General features: G+C 42.8%; 17 protein-coding genes. 4 read left to right on the plus strand and 13 right to left on the minus strand.

Annotated elements, in window-relative coordinates; all coding sequences use genetic code 11:
* Positions 1 to 64: 64 nt before the first annotated feature.
* The gene (locus ASD40_RS27990) at positions 65 to 529 is read left to right on the plus strand and encodes a DUF441 domain-containing protein (RefSeq protein WP_057306430.1); all 465 of its coding nucleotides are present in this window, start codon (positions 65 to 67) and stop codon (positions 527 to 529) included.
* A gap of 8 nt (positions 530 to 537) precedes the next feature.
* On the opposite strand, the gene ASD40_RS27995 is transcribed toward ASD40_RS27990, so the two are convergent.
* From ASD40_RS27995 to ASD40_RS28015, 5 genes are all read right to left on the minus strand, one after another.
* A complete protein-coding gene (locus ASD40_RS27995) occupies positions 538 to 1794 on the minus strand; it encodes an aspartate kinase (protein ID WP_057306431.1) in 1257 nt (418 codons plus the stop codon).
* A gap of 136 nt (positions 1795 to 1930) precedes the next feature.
* A complete protein-coding gene (gene efp, locus ASD40_RS28000) occupies positions 1931 to 2494 on the minus strand; it encodes an elongation factor P (RefSeq protein ID WP_057306432.1) in 564 nt (187 codons plus the stop codon).
* Positions 2495 to 2509: 15 nt separating this feature from the next.
* Entirely contained in the window at positions 2510 to 3583 is a 1074-nt protein-coding gene (locus tag ASD40_RS28005; protein ID WP_057306433.1) for a M24 family metallopeptidase, read from the minus strand.
* Between the two features lie 18 nt (positions 3584 to 3601).
* Positions 3602 to 4033, minus strand: coding sequence for a type II 3-dehydroquinate dehydratase (gene aroQ / locus ASD40_RS28010; RefSeq protein WP_057306434.1), 432 nt, complete (start codon positions 4031 to 4033; stop codon positions 3602 to 3604).
* Between the two features lie 80 nt (positions 4034 to 4113).
* Positions 4114 to 4605, minus strand: coding sequence for a YqhR family membrane protein (locus tag ASD40_RS28015; RefSeq protein WP_057306435.1), 492 nt, complete (start codon positions 4603 to 4605; stop codon positions 4114 to 4116).
* Positions 4606 to 4806: 201 nt separating this feature from the next.
* Here ASD40_RS28015 and ASD40_RS28020 point away from each other — a divergent pair, with 201 nt between their 5' ends.
* Positions 4807 to 5700 (plus strand): DUF1385 domain-containing protein, encoded by an 894-nt coding sequence (locus ASD40_RS28020; RefSeq protein WP_057307060.1) that lies wholly within the window; start codon positions 4807 to 4809, stop codon positions 5698 to 5700.
* Positions 5697 to 5951: a hypothetical protein gene (locus ASD40_RS28025; RefSeq protein WP_057306436.1), complete on the plus strand. Its 255-nt coding sequence runs from the start codon at positions 5697 to 5699 to the stop codon at positions 5949 to 5951. Before ASD40_RS28020 ends, ASD40_RS28025 begins: the two co-directional genes overlap by 4 nt.
* Before the next feature lie 12 nt (positions 5952 to 5963).
* On the opposite strand, the gene ASD40_RS28030 is transcribed toward ASD40_RS28025, so the two are convergent.
* Positions 5964 to 6926 (minus strand): patatin-like phospholipase family protein, encoded by a 963-nt coding sequence (locus tag ASD40_RS28030; protein ID WP_057306437.1) that lies wholly within the window; start codon positions 6924 to 6926, stop codon positions 5964 to 5966.
* Between the two features lie 112 nt (positions 6927 to 7038).
* Positions 7039 to 7464: a transcriptional regulator MntR gene (mntR, locus tag ASD40_RS28035; protein WP_029197173.1), complete on the minus strand. Its 426-nt coding sequence runs from the start codon at positions 7462 to 7464 to the stop codon at positions 7039 to 7041.
* Between the two features lie 163 nt (positions 7465 to 7627).
* Here mntR and splB point away from each other — a divergent pair, with 163 nt between their 5' ends.
* Positions 7628 to 8689 carry a spore photoproduct lyase gene (gene splB / locus ASD40_RS28040; RefSeq protein ID WP_057306438.1) on the plus strand — a complete coding sequence of 354 codons (1062 nt, stop codon included), beginning with the start codon at positions 7628 to 7630 and terminating at the stop codon, positions 8687 to 8689.
* On the opposite strand, the gene ASD40_RS28045 is transcribed toward splB, so the two are convergent.
* The 6 genes from ASD40_RS28045 to metG all read right to left on the minus strand — a co-directional run bounded on the left by ASD40_RS28045 (position 8690) and on the right by metG (position 14712).
* Positions 8690 to 9403: a cytochrome c biogenesis CcdA family protein gene (locus ASD40_RS28045; RefSeq protein WP_057306439.1), complete on the minus strand. Its 714-nt coding sequence runs from the start codon at positions 9401 to 9403 to the stop codon at positions 8690 to 8692.
* 1 nt (position 9404) lies between these two features.
* Positions 9405 to 10205: a metal ABC transporter permease gene (locus ASD40_RS28050; RefSeq protein WP_057306440.1), complete on the minus strand. Its 801-nt coding sequence runs from the start codon at positions 10203 to 10205 to the stop codon at positions 9405 to 9407.
* Between the two features lie 53 nt (positions 10206 to 10258).
* Positions 10259 to 11038 carry a metal ABC transporter ATP-binding protein gene (locus ASD40_RS28055; protein ID WP_057306441.1) on the minus strand — a complete coding sequence of 260 codons (780 nt, stop codon included), beginning with the start codon at positions 11036 to 11038 and terminating at the stop codon, positions 10259 to 10261.
* Positions 11039 to 11079: 41 nt separating this feature from the next.
* On the minus strand, positions 11080 to 12003 hold the full coding sequence (locus tag ASD40_RS28060; RefSeq protein ID WP_063870858.1) for a metal ABC transporter substrate-binding protein: 924 nt from the start codon (positions 12001 to 12003) through the stop codon (positions 11080 to 11082).
* A 161-nt stretch (positions 12004 to 12164) separates the two neighbouring features.
* Complete coding sequence (locus ASD40_RS28065) at positions 12165 to 12593, minus strand: hypothetical protein (RefSeq protein ID WP_057306443.1); 429 nt, start codon at positions 12591 to 12593, stop codon at positions 12165 to 12167.
* Between the two features lie 121 nt (positions 12594 to 12714).
* The gene (metG, locus tag ASD40_RS28070; protein ID WP_057306444.1) at positions 12715 to 14712 is read right to left on the minus strand and encodes a methionine--tRNA ligase; all 1998 of its coding nucleotides are present in this window, start codon (positions 14710 to 14712) and stop codon (positions 12715 to 12717) included.
* Between the last annotated feature and the right edge of the window lie 39 nt (positions 14713 to 14751).

The raw sequence follows: 14751 nt of genomic DNA on the forward strand, positions 1-14751 counted from the left end.
TTCTAAATACAAGCCCTTCTCATAAACTAAGATTGAAGTTATGAGGACGAGGGGTTTTGACACTATGAATGGCGATTTGCTCTTAGTTATTCTCATTATAATTGGACTCATTGGCCGATCACCAATTATTACGACCGCGGCTTGCATTTTACTTGCGATTAAACTTATTGGGTTAGACCGTTTTTTTCCCACGATGGAGCGCAGAGGATTAGAACTCGGATTATTGTTCTTAACGATTGGGGTGCTGGTCCCCTTTGCCAGTGAGCGTATCTCCGTGAAGGATATCTTGTCGGTATTCACCACTTGGCCGGGCATCATCGCACTACTTGGCGGAGCTATTGCTACCTATATGAATGGAAAAGGGTTGGAACTGCTAAAATTAGACCCACAATTAATTGTGGGTCTTGTGATTGGTTCTATATTTGGCATTATATTTATGCGCGGAATTCCGGTTGGCCCCTTAATGGCAGCCGGAATAACGGCTTTTTTATTAAAGCTGGCTTATTTTATATCAGATAAATGGCATTAATTTTTCGATTATCTGCGATCTTCTGGTCCACCAACAAACGCATGCTCGGTTGTGTCCAAGCCGTATGCAGTGTGCAGGGAACGGATAACTTCAGTTAGGTTCGTGTTGTCAACGACACAGGACATTTTAATCTCCGATGTGCTAACTAAGGAAATAGAGATACCAAGATCAGAAATCACTTTGAACATCGTTGCAGCAACACCTGGTGTACTTACCATACCAGCGCCAACTATGGACACTTTCACAAGGTTCACTTCAGAAGTGACTTCACGATATCCAATGTCACCGCGAATTTGTTCAATCACGGTCAATGCTTTTTCGCGATCTGCAAGAGTCGTTGTGAAAGAGAAATCAGCCGAACCGCTGATCACACCGCTTTGTACAATGATGTCGACATCAATTTGCTCTTCGGCAAGAGCAATAAATACTTTAGCCAGCTGTCCCGGTTTCTCAGGTACACCTAGAATACTAATTCTTGCCACATTCTTATCGTAAGCGATGCCTCGAACGACGATTCCTTGCTCCATCACTGCTTCCTCCTTCACGTTGGTACCTTCATTGTAAGTAAAGCTGGAACGTACCACTAAGGTAACGTTATAATTTTTGGCATATTCTACAGCCCTTGGATGCAGAACAGCAGCCCCTAAATTAGCAAGCTCCAGCATCTCATCATAGGAAATCTCATTTAGCTTTCTCGCTACTTTCACGATGCGCGGATCTGTCGAATAAATGCCATCTACATCGGTATAAATCTCACATAGATCTGCTTTAATAGCAGCAGCAAGTGCTACAGCCGTTGTATCCGACCCGCCGCGGCCAAGTGTGGTAATCTCACCTGCATCGGTCATCCCTTGGAAGCCAGCTACGATGACGACATTGCCTTGTTCGAGAGCTTTCAGTACACGATGCGGCTGAATATCCGTAATTCTGGCCTTACCATGAATCGGTTCCGTATAAATACCACTTTGCCAACCGGTATAAGAAACCGCCTGCTCACCCAAATTATGTATTGCCATCGATAAGAGAGCTACCGATACCTGCTCTCCTGTCGTTAACAACATATCCATTTCACGAGCCGGAGGGGCTCCATCGTAAATTTGCTTAGACAGGTCGATCAAATCATCCGTTGTATCTCCCATCGCGGAAACGACAACAACGCAGCTATGTCCTGCTTGTTTTCGCTCTACGATTCTTTTTGCAACACGCTTCATTCGCTCTGGATCACCAACAGAGCTTCCGCCAAATTTCATCACTATAAGAGACAAAGCTGACCCACTCCCAACGCATACTAGTGCATAACAATTCAATATTATAGCATAAAAACACCTTGCTGTGGTAAGAAATCCACGTGAAATGAAAAAAAGCCTTTTGGACTCCAAAGAGTCTGAAAGGCTTTAGTCATTAGTTGCTCGCGCGTGAAAGGTATTTTCCATCATCTGTATCAACGGAAAGAATATCGCCTTCGTTGATGAAAAGTGGCACCATCACATTAAGACCTGTTTCCACTTTCGCATTTTTCAAAGCACCTTGAGCTGTGTTTCCTTTAACGCTTGCATCGGTTTCGATAACTTTCAAGTCAACGCTCTTCGGAAGGTTAATCCCAAGAATTTCACCTTGATAGCTCATGATTTTGATGTTCATGTTTTCTTTCAGAAAGTTCAATTCCCATTTCAATTGTTCATGGGAAAGGGAAATCTGATCAAACGTCTCTGTATCCATGAATGTGTACTCGTCGCCAGCTGCGTACAAGTATTGCATTTCACGGTTTTCGATGTGCGCTCGTCCAACGTTCTCGCCAGCACGGAATGTACGTTCAACGGTATTCCCGTTACGCAGGTTTTTAAGCTTGGAGCGCACGAATGCAGCGCCTTTACCTGGTTTAACGTGTTGGAAATCTAGAACAGTAAAAATATCATGCTCAACTGTAATTGTAAGACCTGTTTTGAAATCGTTAACTGATATCACTTGTGAATCCCTCCGCTAGTCAATAATAAGAAAATCTTTGGTAGAATGTGTGAGTATTTTAATGCCGGTGTCAGTAATTACTGCGTCATCCTCAATACGAACTCCGCCAAAGTTGGGGAGATAAATACCAGGTTCAACCGTAACCACCATACCAGGTGTTAAAATCATGTCCTCGGTTTTCGACAAGCGTGGATTTTCATGTACCTCCATGCCTAAACCATGTCCGGTACCGTGACCGAAGTAATCGCCATAACCATGCTTCACAATCACGTCTCGTGCGTAAGCATCGCCTTCTCTGCCAGTGATACCTGGTCGGAGGTTAGCTAAACAATTCAATTGGGCCTCAAGGACAATGTCATAAATTTCTTTATGTTTGTCTGTCGGCTTACCTAGCATAACCGTTCTAGTAATGTCAGAGCAATACCCTTTATAATACGCTCCAAAATCCAATTTGACAAATTCGTTTAATTGTAGCACGCGATCGCTCGCTTTACCATGAGGAAGCGCAGAGCGTTCACCAGAAGCAACAATTGTTTCAAATGACGTTGAAGTCCCGCCATTTTTGCGGATAAACATCTCGATCTCAAGGGCAATATCCTTTTCCTGCACACCTGGTTTGATAAAAGATAGAATGTGTGAGAATGTTTGATCAGCCAAATCAGCGGCTTCTTGCATAATCTGTAATTCCGCCTCATCTTTAACCATTCGAATCAACTCAACAACGCGCGCTGTAGGCACCAATTCGATACCCGCTAATCCTTCTTGGTAACTTAAGAAATCACCGTAGGATACATCCACTTGCTCGAAGCCAAGCTTTGTGATCCCTTGCTGCTGCAAGAGTTCCTTCACTGTCTCGATTGCTTTTGCCTTATGCTCAACAACTTCAAATAGCTTAGCTTGCTGAGGAGCTTGCGTCATATAACGAAAATCAGTTAACAATAAGGCACGGTCTAACGTTATAAGGACATAGCCAGAAGAACCAGTGAAACCAGATACATATGTACGGTTGTATGCATTCGTGATGAGTATTGCCGGTAAATCTTGCTGTTGCATAACCTTGCGAAGACGTTCAATACGTTTCTCCTGCATTGAGATCACCAATCTTTCTTACAGATGAGGTATTAATGCTCTTAAACCAAGTTCATAGCTCTGTGCACCGAAGCCACAGATTTGACCGATAACGACAGGCGCAGTAACCGAGTGATGACGAAACTCCTCGCGCTTATGAATATTCGAAATGTGAACTTCTACAGTTGGCAATTGAACCGCTGAGAGTGCATCGCGAATGGCATAACTATAATGCGTGAATGCTCCTGGATTGATTACAATACCATCTTTTGTGCCGAAAGCTTCATGAATTTTATCAATAATATCGCCTTCATGGTTCGATTGAAAGCTCTCAAGCTCGATCGACAGCGCCTCAGCTAATTCATTTAAACCTTGAATAATCGTTGAAAGCGAAACCGTTCCGTACACGCCAGGTTCACGTACGCCGAGCATATTTAAGTTCGGACCATTAATGACTAGAACCTTTTTCAACAGGAAATCACTCCCAAGCATTTTTCATTGAAAAATGGGCTTTACAAGCCTATTTAACCTCTGATATTTTACCATAACTTTCATGTCTTGTGTATAGGTCGTCTTGTTCTTGCATCCGTATATTCAATAGAAATGGAATAACCAATAAACATTCCCCATAGCAGAAACAAACAAAAATCACTAAGAACGGTATCTAGATCCAGATCCTTAATCCAATAGGTCATTCCCGATAAGGGACCAATGAGTAAATATATTACAGCCCACCATAGAGCTCCATACGCTAGCCCCCACCAAGGCCCCTGAAACTTCCACATCGTGACCATATAGATAAACGCAGCAACGATTGAAAATACGGTGAATATCCCCCAACCAATGAGCGTTCCCAGCCAAGTATGCAGAAAATCATGTTTGAAAAAAGGCTCTACAAGAAAGCCGATTACAATCTTGGTGAACTTTAAATAGTACTCAACAATTTTGATTGCTCCCCATATAAATCCAGCGAAAAAGCCGATGTAAAGGGCAAATACCCAACGATTTGTCCGGATTTTTTCTTCCTTTTTATCACTTATCATCCATCGTCTTCCTTTCTCTACACATGTTGCTTGTCTTTCCTTAGGTATGAATAGTATGTTCTACCGCTATCGGTAGCATTCAATCTACGAATCCGTTACAATAAGAAAGTACAAATAACTGAATTTGAGAAAGATAAGAAGGTGGATCTTGTGGCAGAACAAAACAGTATATACGGAGGACAAGCCGTCATTGAAGGCGTCATGTTCGCAGGAAAAAATGTGCATGTAACCGCTGTGCGCAAAAAAGACGGTTCCCTTGATTACTTAGAAGTACCGAAGAAAGTGATCCCTTGGGTCCAAACACTCAAGAGAATACCGTTTATACGCGGTATTGTGGGAATCATAGAATCAAGCGCTAAAGGCGCTCAGCACTTGAATTTCTCGGCTGAATCCTTCGCTGAACAAGAAGGCGAGGATGCTAACAGTGCCAAGAAAGAAGAAAAACCAGGCTTCTTTTCTAATATTTCAATGATTCTTGGCGTAGCTGTTGTGGGTGTGATTTCGTTTCTATTTGGCAAATTCGTATTCACGCTGGTTCCAGCTGTTATCGAACAGTTTTTGTTTCAAAATGTATTTAGCAATCAATTTCTTCATAATCTTATAGAAGGTGTTATTAAGATTATTTTACTTGTCGGATATATTTATTTCATATCTTTGACACCTATGATCCGCAGATTGTTTCAATATCATGGCGCTGAACATAAGGTCATTAGTGCTTATGAGGCTGGCGTAGAGCTAACGGTTAGTAACGTACAGAAATTCAACACGCTTCATTATCGTTGTGGCAGCAGTTTCATCGTGTTCACCGTATTGATTGGTGTCGTTATTTATTCATTCCTTCACTATGACGGATATGTCGAACGTATCGTGCAGCGTTTAATATTGCTGCCTGTTGTCATTGGTGTTTCTTATGAAGTATTACGATTCACCAATTCGCTTCGTGAAGTCCCCGTCCTTCGTTACTTAGGCTATCCTGGACTATGGCTTCAGCTGCTTACAACCAAAGAACCTGAAGACAGTCAAGTTGAGGTGTCGATTGCTTCTTTCAACCGCATGCGTGAAGCAGAACAACGAATCTTGGAGGGACGTGCATGAGAAGAAAATTTTCCCCGATCGAGGTCGCCATTGCGATTTTGATTGCGATTGGTTTGCTGGTAAGTTTGCGAACTTTGTTCATTCCTATTCTCGTGTTAGGGATTATTTTTCTTCTATACAAATTCCCGCCTTCTCGTTGGAAAAAGAATTCAACGGGTCGGGGGCCCAAAGGGAAAAGGAAAAACGCCAAGTTCCGTGTCATCAACGGAAGTAAAGATTCTGATTCGGATGATTTACCCAAATATCATTAATACGGCTTAGCGTTATTCACGTCGCAATACGTACTTCTCGTAATTCTGTTCATATAATTCAGCGGACCAATTGTTGAAGTAATCATTGGAAGCTTGAAAGCCTGAGTCGTATAAAGACATACTGAGTTCTTTGGATAAGTTAAACTGCGTATTTCCCACACCTAAAGTCGGGATTTTGACCGTACGGAACCGGTTCTTTTGCTCAATATAGCGCTCATCATGAGCACTCAACATCGTTCCAAACAACGCTTCCAACATGGTTATCGGTCCTTTAATTTTATGAGTGGGAATTTCGTTTTTACCTACTAATTGGAAACCAATAACAGGGATGATATCCTCGCGATCTGTTTCCTGATCAAACACCCAAAGTGGATAGTTGCTTAACAAGCCACCATCTACAATATAGTAAAACTGCTCTGCGAAAGGCGCTGCCTTTGCAGAGCTTTTTAATTTGCGCCGAATCATGACGGGATCGAAAAAATAAGGAATGCTTGTGCTCATTCGGACGGCTTTGGCAATAGAGAATTTGCGTGGATCGATCCCATATTGAGCGATATCATCAGGTAATATCAAAAGCTTACCTTGTGTAATATCGGATGCAATTACGCGCAGTTGATTGTGTCTCAAATCACCAAATGTACGGATTCCTTTGGCTGCTAATTGTTGATTTACCCAATCCTCCAACGCCGCTCCGGAGTACAAGCCTTTTTTGATGAACAGCCGCGCGGCAGGTCCAATAATTTTCGTATTAAAAATAGGCGAACGCTGCATAAACGACCTGAAAGGTGCTCTCAGGATCATTTCTTTCATGTCTTCTCCTGTATAACCCGCGGCCAAAAGAGCCGCTACGATGGCACCTGAGCTTGTACCTGCGACTTCATTGAAGACATGCCCCTGCTTCATCGCCGCGCTTACACCACCAACCAGTGCAATCCCCTTTACGCCTCCGCCTTCAAACACACCGTTGATCTTCAAATCGACACCCCTCCTAGTATAGCGACTATAGGGCTTCCATTGTTATGTATGCGGACGCAGTATGTTTATATACCCAAAAAAAAGACAGAGCACCGCGAATTGCGGCCTCTGCCTAGCTTTCTGCTTCTAACTCTTTACGAACATTCATGAGATCATCCATCCGATTCGGTTCTCTTCGAAAATATTCTAATAACGTTTCAATACAAGTAATGGAATCCCAGCTTAAATGATGCTCAATTCCTTCTACATCCTTATATATATTGTCCTCTTGGACACCAATAGTCGTTAAGAAATTTTCTAGAAGTTGATGACGTTCCACTAAACGCTTTCCCATCTTCTTCCCTTTGGGAGTTAACATGAGTCCGCGATATTTTTCATAGATCAAGTAATTATCTTTATCCAGCTTTTGAATCATTTTAGTTACAGAAGAGGGGTGCACCTCAAGCCCTTCAGCAATGTCGGAGACACGAGCGTAACCTTTCTCGTCAATAAGCTTGTATATTCTCTCCAAATAGTCTTCCATGCTTGGCGTTGCCATTGCTTTATTTCCCCCTGCTTTTCCTTTATTTCCTGCCTACTGCTTAACTATCATAATGCATCAACCCAGACGCGGTCAAATATCCCATGGTTCATTAAGTTATGACGTTGGCACACTAATGTATAACAAAGAATCGAACAGATAGTAGTGAAAGGAGCTTATCATGTCTACTGAACTGCTCTCCAGACCCGTGCCAAGCTCGGCTGTTTTCGTGCCGGAGCTTGTTTATTTTGAACCTGACGCGATGAATTATCCTAAAGGACAACAAATATATGAATGGGCTAAGCAGCAAGGACTGGACATCCATATGACGACCTCTCATAATCAAATTCGTGATTTGCCCGGTGATTCAGAACTTGAAAAGTACCGAATTGCGAAACGCACTCTTGTCGTTGGTATTCGAAAAACACTCAAATTCGAAACTTCCAAACCATCTGCCGAGTATGCAATCCCCATTGCTACAGGCTGTATGGGGCATTGCCATTATTGTTATCTTCAAACGACAATGGGAGCTAAACCTTATATACGTATCTATGTAAATATGGACGATATCCTAGATGCTGCCAAACAGTATATCGAGGAGCGAGAACCGGAAATCACCCGCTTTGAAGCCGCTTGTACCTCTGACCCCGTCGGACTAGAGCATATCTCAGGCTCATTAAAGCAATTAATTGAGTTTATGGGTCAACAAAAGAATGGTCGTCTGCGTTTTGTAACCAAATACCATCATGTAGAACCTTTGTTAGATGCCAAACATAACAAACATACACGATTTCGTTTTAGTGTGAATGCGGACTACGTCATTAAAAACTTCGAGCCTGGCACATCCAAGTTCCAAGAACGAATCGAAGCCGCTGGCAAAGTAGCCCATGCAGGCTATCCGCTAGGCTTTATTATTGCGCCAATCATTTGGCATGAAGGATGGGAAGAAGGCTATGCCACTTTACTGGAACGACTTTATAAAGAACTACCTGCTGAGGCAACCAAAGATTTAACATTTGAAATGATACAGCATCGTTTCACAAAGACAGCCAAAAATATCATCGAAAAAAGATATCCAAAAACGAAACTAGAAATGGACGAAGAAAAACGAAAGTACAAATGGGGAAAATACGGGAAAGGAAAATATGTCTACAAAGATGAACAAGCAAACGCACTAAGGGAATTTATCACAGATCAAATCTTTGATAAATTCCCTGATGCGAAAATTGAATATTTTACTTAACTAAAACTTTAACCAATCGGGGGTTATGGAGTTTAACCAAAGCGTGATTTGCGTCATTTTGCCTGTATAGAGCAGAACCGCAATGACGATCATCAAGCCCCCTCCTATTTTCATAATCAGGTTTGAATAGCGTAGTATCCATTTCGTAGATCCTATAAAAAAAGATAGTACAAAAAATGGAATCGCAAAGCCTAGCGAATAAGCAGTCGTTAATTGGAACCAGGTACCAGGTTCCGTTGTAGCGAGCGCAAGGATCGCCGACAGAATAGGACCAACACAAGGGGACCACCCTGCTGCAAACCCCATTCCAACTAGAACAGAACCAATATAGCCAGCAGGACGAAATTTGATTTGTAATTTACGTTCCTTCATTAACCATTGAGGTTGGAAAATGCCGAGTAGGAACAAGCCCATGATGAAAATTAATAAAGCTGCTATTTGTCGAAGCAAATCACGATAATCGATGAAAAAATTGCCTAGGAAGCCTGCTGTTAAGCCTAATGCATAGAAAATGATCGAAAACCCCACGATAAAACTTAACGTATGAAGCATCGTTTGACGTCGAACGGCCGAAGATGATTCCCCTGATTTCAACTCACTAACTGAAATTCCCGTTATGTAAGAAAGATAAGAAGGATATAAGGGCAAACAACAAGGTGATATGAAGGAAGCAATTCCCGCCCATAGAGCAATCCACAAATTAACAGAATCCATATTAAATCCTCAATCCTCTTTTCAAAATGATCCCGCTCAATATCGCAATGAGAGTGAGCACAACAGTTCCGCCCGGAGCAAGATCCCATACACCCGCAACGACAAGACCAATAATAACAGCAATTTCGGAAAATAGTATCGCTAAAAAGACGGAGTGCTTAAAGCTCCGAGCGATCAATAAACTGCACGCGACTGGTATCGTTAATAATGAGGAAACTAACAATGCTCCGACAATTTTGATAGCGACTGATATCACAAGTGCCGTTAGCATTGTAATCATCATATTATAATACTTTAGCGGTAGTCCACTTACACTCGCTGCATCTTCATCAAAAAACATAAGAAAGAACTCTTTGAAATGGGACGCGATTACGCCGACAACGAGTACACAAACACCAAAAACAACCCATAGATCGGTTGAATCCAATGTGTAAATACTGCCGAACAAATAGCTCATAACGTTCATATTAAAGCCTTTGCCAATGGTAAAGAGGAGAGTTGCCAGTGCAACTCCGCCTGACATAATAATGGCTATAGAAAGCTCTGCGTAAGTCTTGTAGGCTTTGCGCAAACGTTCAATGGCAAACGATGCAAGCAAAGCGAACACGAGTCCAACACCCAAAGGATATACGTTAATGAGAAATCCAAGAGCAACACCTGCAATTGAAACATGAGCAAGTGTATCCCCAATCATTGACAACCGTCGAAGGACAAGAAAAACGCCCATTAAAGGCGCTGTAAGCCCAATCAGAATGCCGCCAATTAATGCACGCTGAAAAAAGTATTCCGTAAATATGTCCAAAATGCCCGCTCCTAATATAGGGATCTTTGTTCGGATAACAAAGTCTCTCCTCTTTATTGAACTCCGATCATCTCACGTATCTGGCCGATTGAGTGTGTCAAATTCGTCTCACGACAATCCTCCGGATCATGGGTATGCTTGACATAAAACTTAATGCCGCCGCTTACCTTCTGCGGCTCCGTACCTAAATATGACTGCATCATGTCCATATCATGGGACACCATGATGAAGGTCATATGATGATGCTGGTGCATATGACGGATCATTCGAAAAAATCCGACCTGCGTTTCAGCATCGATGCCAACCGTCGGCTCATCGAGAATGAGCAGCTCCGGGTTGTTTACGATCGCGCGTGCAAGGAAAGCACGCTGCTGTTGCCCGCCAGATAGTTGACCGATGCGTCGGTCAGCCAAATCCTCGATGCGCATCGCAAGCATCGCATCTTCGGCCTTTTGAAGATCTGCTTTAGTCAATCGGCGATAGACCCGCTTCTTGCTATACATGCCTGATAAAACAATTTCCCTGACTGTAGCTGGGAATAAGGGATTGAACGCATTTTTTTGAGGAACATAACCGATGCGTTCCCAATCCTTGAATTGGCTCAGCGATCGATCAAATAGCCTGATCTCGCCAACTGTTGGTTTCAACAGACCGACAAGCATTTTAAGCAGTGTGGTTTTCCCAGCACCATTGGAACCAATCACGCCAACAAAATCACGTTCAAGGACATCGAAATGAAGCTTCTCTATCACTTTCTTATTATCATAAGAGAATGAAAGGTTATCCATAGATACTATGCTCCGATGGCAAAAGTTTTTACTGCTATTCTCCATCTTCTTACTCCTGACTCATTAAGAATGGAACTACACATATCTTATTGTAAGGCAATAACTAGGTTTTTCAAATTTTCGTCCATGATCGAGATATAATCTTTACCTGCCTTCATTTGTTCATCCGTTAATCCCTCAATCGGGTTAAGTACCATCGTGTCCACTTTAGCATCTTTTGCCAACGTTTTGGCTAATTTATCAGATACCAGTTCTTCAAAGAAAATATATTTCAAACCATGTTCTTTCAAAAACTCATTCATTTTTTTCAAATCCTGAGCCGTCGGCTCCGCATCCGGTGATAATCCCATTATGGACATTTGTGTCAAACCATAATCCCTGCATAAATAAGCAAACGCGTGATGGGAAACCGCAATCTCTTTCTTCGATGTAAGAGCAATTTCCTTTTTGTATCGCGCATTCAAATCGGTCAACTTCGCTGCATAATTCGTATAATTTTGCTCAAAAACATCCTTGTGAGCAGGATCCGCTTCTATCAGTGCTATTTTAATATTATTAGCCATTTTCACAGCGTTTAACGGGCTTAACCAAGCATGAGGGTCATATTCCTCTTTATTTTCCGTCGTTTTTATTAAATCTGCCCCTTTACTGGCCTCAACAACCTTTAGAGTCGAGTCTCCTGACAAACTACCGAGGAAGTCCTTTACCCAACCTTCAAATCCCGCTCCTTGATACACAAAAACCTGGGCTTGGGTCATATTTTTAATGTCTCTGCTCTTTGGCGACCAATCATGCGGTTCCACGCCAGCTGGGACCAAATTAATTGCATTCACATACTCCCCGCCAATGTTGCGGGTAAATTCATAAAGAGGATAAAAACTAGTCACCACATTGACTTTGCCTTGAACCATCTTAGCTTTCGAACTTGCAGGACTTCCACAACCAGCCATGACAACAGTTAAAATAGCCAACAAGACTATGTAAAGAACTCTCTTATTTCTTATCATCATAACCAACCCACCCATTTTCTAAATCGTAATTATTTTTATTAACGAATTGATTATACGAGTCCCCTTAATTGAAGTCAATACATCAAAGTGTAAAAAACAAAAAAGCCAGCTGTCGAATTCACAGCATGGCCCCATCTGTATCAGTTATTGATTCGTTTTTGTTATTTCGATTGACCTCCACCACCATCTGTCTTTTTCGAACTGCCAGAATCCCCCTCCTTCGACTCTCCTGATTCACTACCTTTCTTGCCACCTGAATCCTTATTACTTGTATCCCCACTTTTCTTAGAATCAGATGGTTTATCACTTTCCTCTTTTAACTTCTTATAACGTTCTTCTGATTGTTTAATAAGCTTTTTATCCTGTTCAATCTTATATTGAAGAATCTCATTGTACATCTCATATTGCTTTTTCAACTCTTGATCAATAATACTTTCTTTTCCCTTCGTACTTTGTGTTTTAGATTTCGATTCACCCTTTTTGGCATCTTCCTTCTTCTTACCCGAGTCGCCACCGAAAATCGAACAAGCCGATATAAGAATGACCATCCCTGTTATACCTATTAATTTCACAAGAAACCGAACACTCATATGCCTCACTCCGTGGTTAGTTTCCTTTATCATGCCCCACTCATATTAAAAACACCCATACTAAAACAAACACCCCATCCGGGAAAAATAAGGGATGAGGTGTTTGTTCGTTTGGCTTCTATTACTTTACAATTGCTCCATTAGGCATCGAATCAGGGACTGTAGCAAGTGTTAACTGGTCGCCATGTGAAGCGGCGAGAATCATACCTTGAGACAACTCGCCGCGCAGCTTGACGGGCTTTAAATTCGTGACGCAAATCACTTTGCGTCCAGCAAGCTCTTCGGGCGAGTAAAACTTCGCGATGCCCGATACAACCTGGCGCTGCTCGTATCCGAGGTCGAGCTGCAGCTTGAGAAGCTTATCGGCGCCTTTCACAGGCTCCGCCGATATCACCTGTGCTACGCGCAGCTCCACCTTGGCGAAATCGTCAATCGCGATTTCGTCCTTTGCTTCAGGCGTGGGCACTGTGTTGGCAGCAGCCGCAGGTGCTGCTGCAGTCGCTTCATCGGCGCTAGATGCAGCGCCGCCTCCCATGGCCTCGACGATGAAGGCGACTTCTGCCTCTACGTCCAGTCGAGGGAACATAGGCTCTCCCTTCTGCACTTTAGTGCCAGCAGGGAGATGCCCGAACGTTTGCACGCTCTCCCATGCGGTCAAACGTGGCAGAACTTCGTCAGCTATGCCCAGCTGCTGCCAAATCAGTTGCGGCGTCTTCGTCAAGAACGGACGCAGCAATACGGATGAAATGCGCTGGGATTCTGCCAGCACATACATTACGGAGCCAAGTGTCTCGCGCTTGGCATCATCCTTCACCATCGACCACGGCTGCGTCTCGTCGATATATTTATTCGTGCGGCTGATAAGCTGCCACACCGCTGAAAGCGCGATGGAAAATTCCATCTTTTCCATCGCTTCCTCGTACTTCGCTACCGTAGAACGAACAGTCTCCAAGAGACTTTCGTCAAATTCGGTAGCCCCCGCAGCATACGCGGGAATCTTGCCTGCAAAATACTTATCGATCATAACGATCGTACGGTTCAATAGATTCCCGAGATCATTAGCGAGGTCATGATTGACTCGCTCAACAAAACTTTCCGGCGTAAATGTTCCATCCGCCCCAAAAGGCACTTCGCGCATGAGATAGTAACGCAGCGCATCTAATCCGTAACGGTCGATCAACGTAACCGGATCGACAACATTCCCTTTGGACTTCGACATTTTGCCGTCCTTCATGAGCAGCCAGCCGTGCGCAAACACCTTTTTCGGCAAAGGTAAATCAAGAGCCATCAACATAATTGGCCAATAAATCGTGTGGAATCGAACAATCTCTTTACTCATTAAATGAACATCTGCAGGCCAATATTTCTTAAATTTACTTTCATCTTCGGAGCCATAACCAAGTGCAGTAATGTAGTTGGAAAGAGCATCGATCCAGACATAAATGACATGCTTCGGATCCCCTGGAACTTTAATTCCCCAGTCGAATGTCGTTCTGGAAACTGCCAAATCCTCAAGACCTGGTTTAATAAAGTTATTCAGCATTTCATTTTTACGAGATTCTGGGTGGATGAAATCCGGATGTTCCTCATAATACTGCACTAAGCGATCGGCATACTTGCTCATCCGGAAGAAATAAGTTTGCTCCTTCATTTTCTCCACAGGTCGCCCACAATCTGGACATTTCCCATCTACTAGCTTGCTTTCAGGGAAAAAAGACTCATCAGGAATACAGTACCAGCCCTCATATTCGCCTAAATAAATATCCCCTTGATCCAGTAGTCTTTGAAAAATCTTACCAACGGCATCTTTATGACGATCTTCGGTTGTTCGAATAAAATCATCGTATGAAATATCCAGCTTCGCCCAAAGCTCTTTGATTCCTGAAACAATATGATCTACAAATTGCTGAGGCGTCGTCCCTTTCTCTTGGGCCTTGCGCTCGATCTTTTGACCATGTTCATCCGTACCTGTTAAATACCTGACATCAAAGCCGCGCAGTCGCTTGTAACGTGCCATAGCGTCCCCGGCTACCGTAGAATAAGCGTGACCAATATGCAGCTTATCACTCGGGTAATAAATTGGTGTTGTAATGTAAAATGTTTTCGATTGCGTTGACATCATTCGTTCCTCCTAGCAAATAGTAGAAAACACAAAAAG

The sequence above is a fragment of the Paenibacillus sp. Root444D2 genome (genome assembly GCF_001426375.1).
GTDB lineage: Bacteria > Bacillota > Bacilli > Paenibacillales > NBRC-103111 > Paenibacillus_E.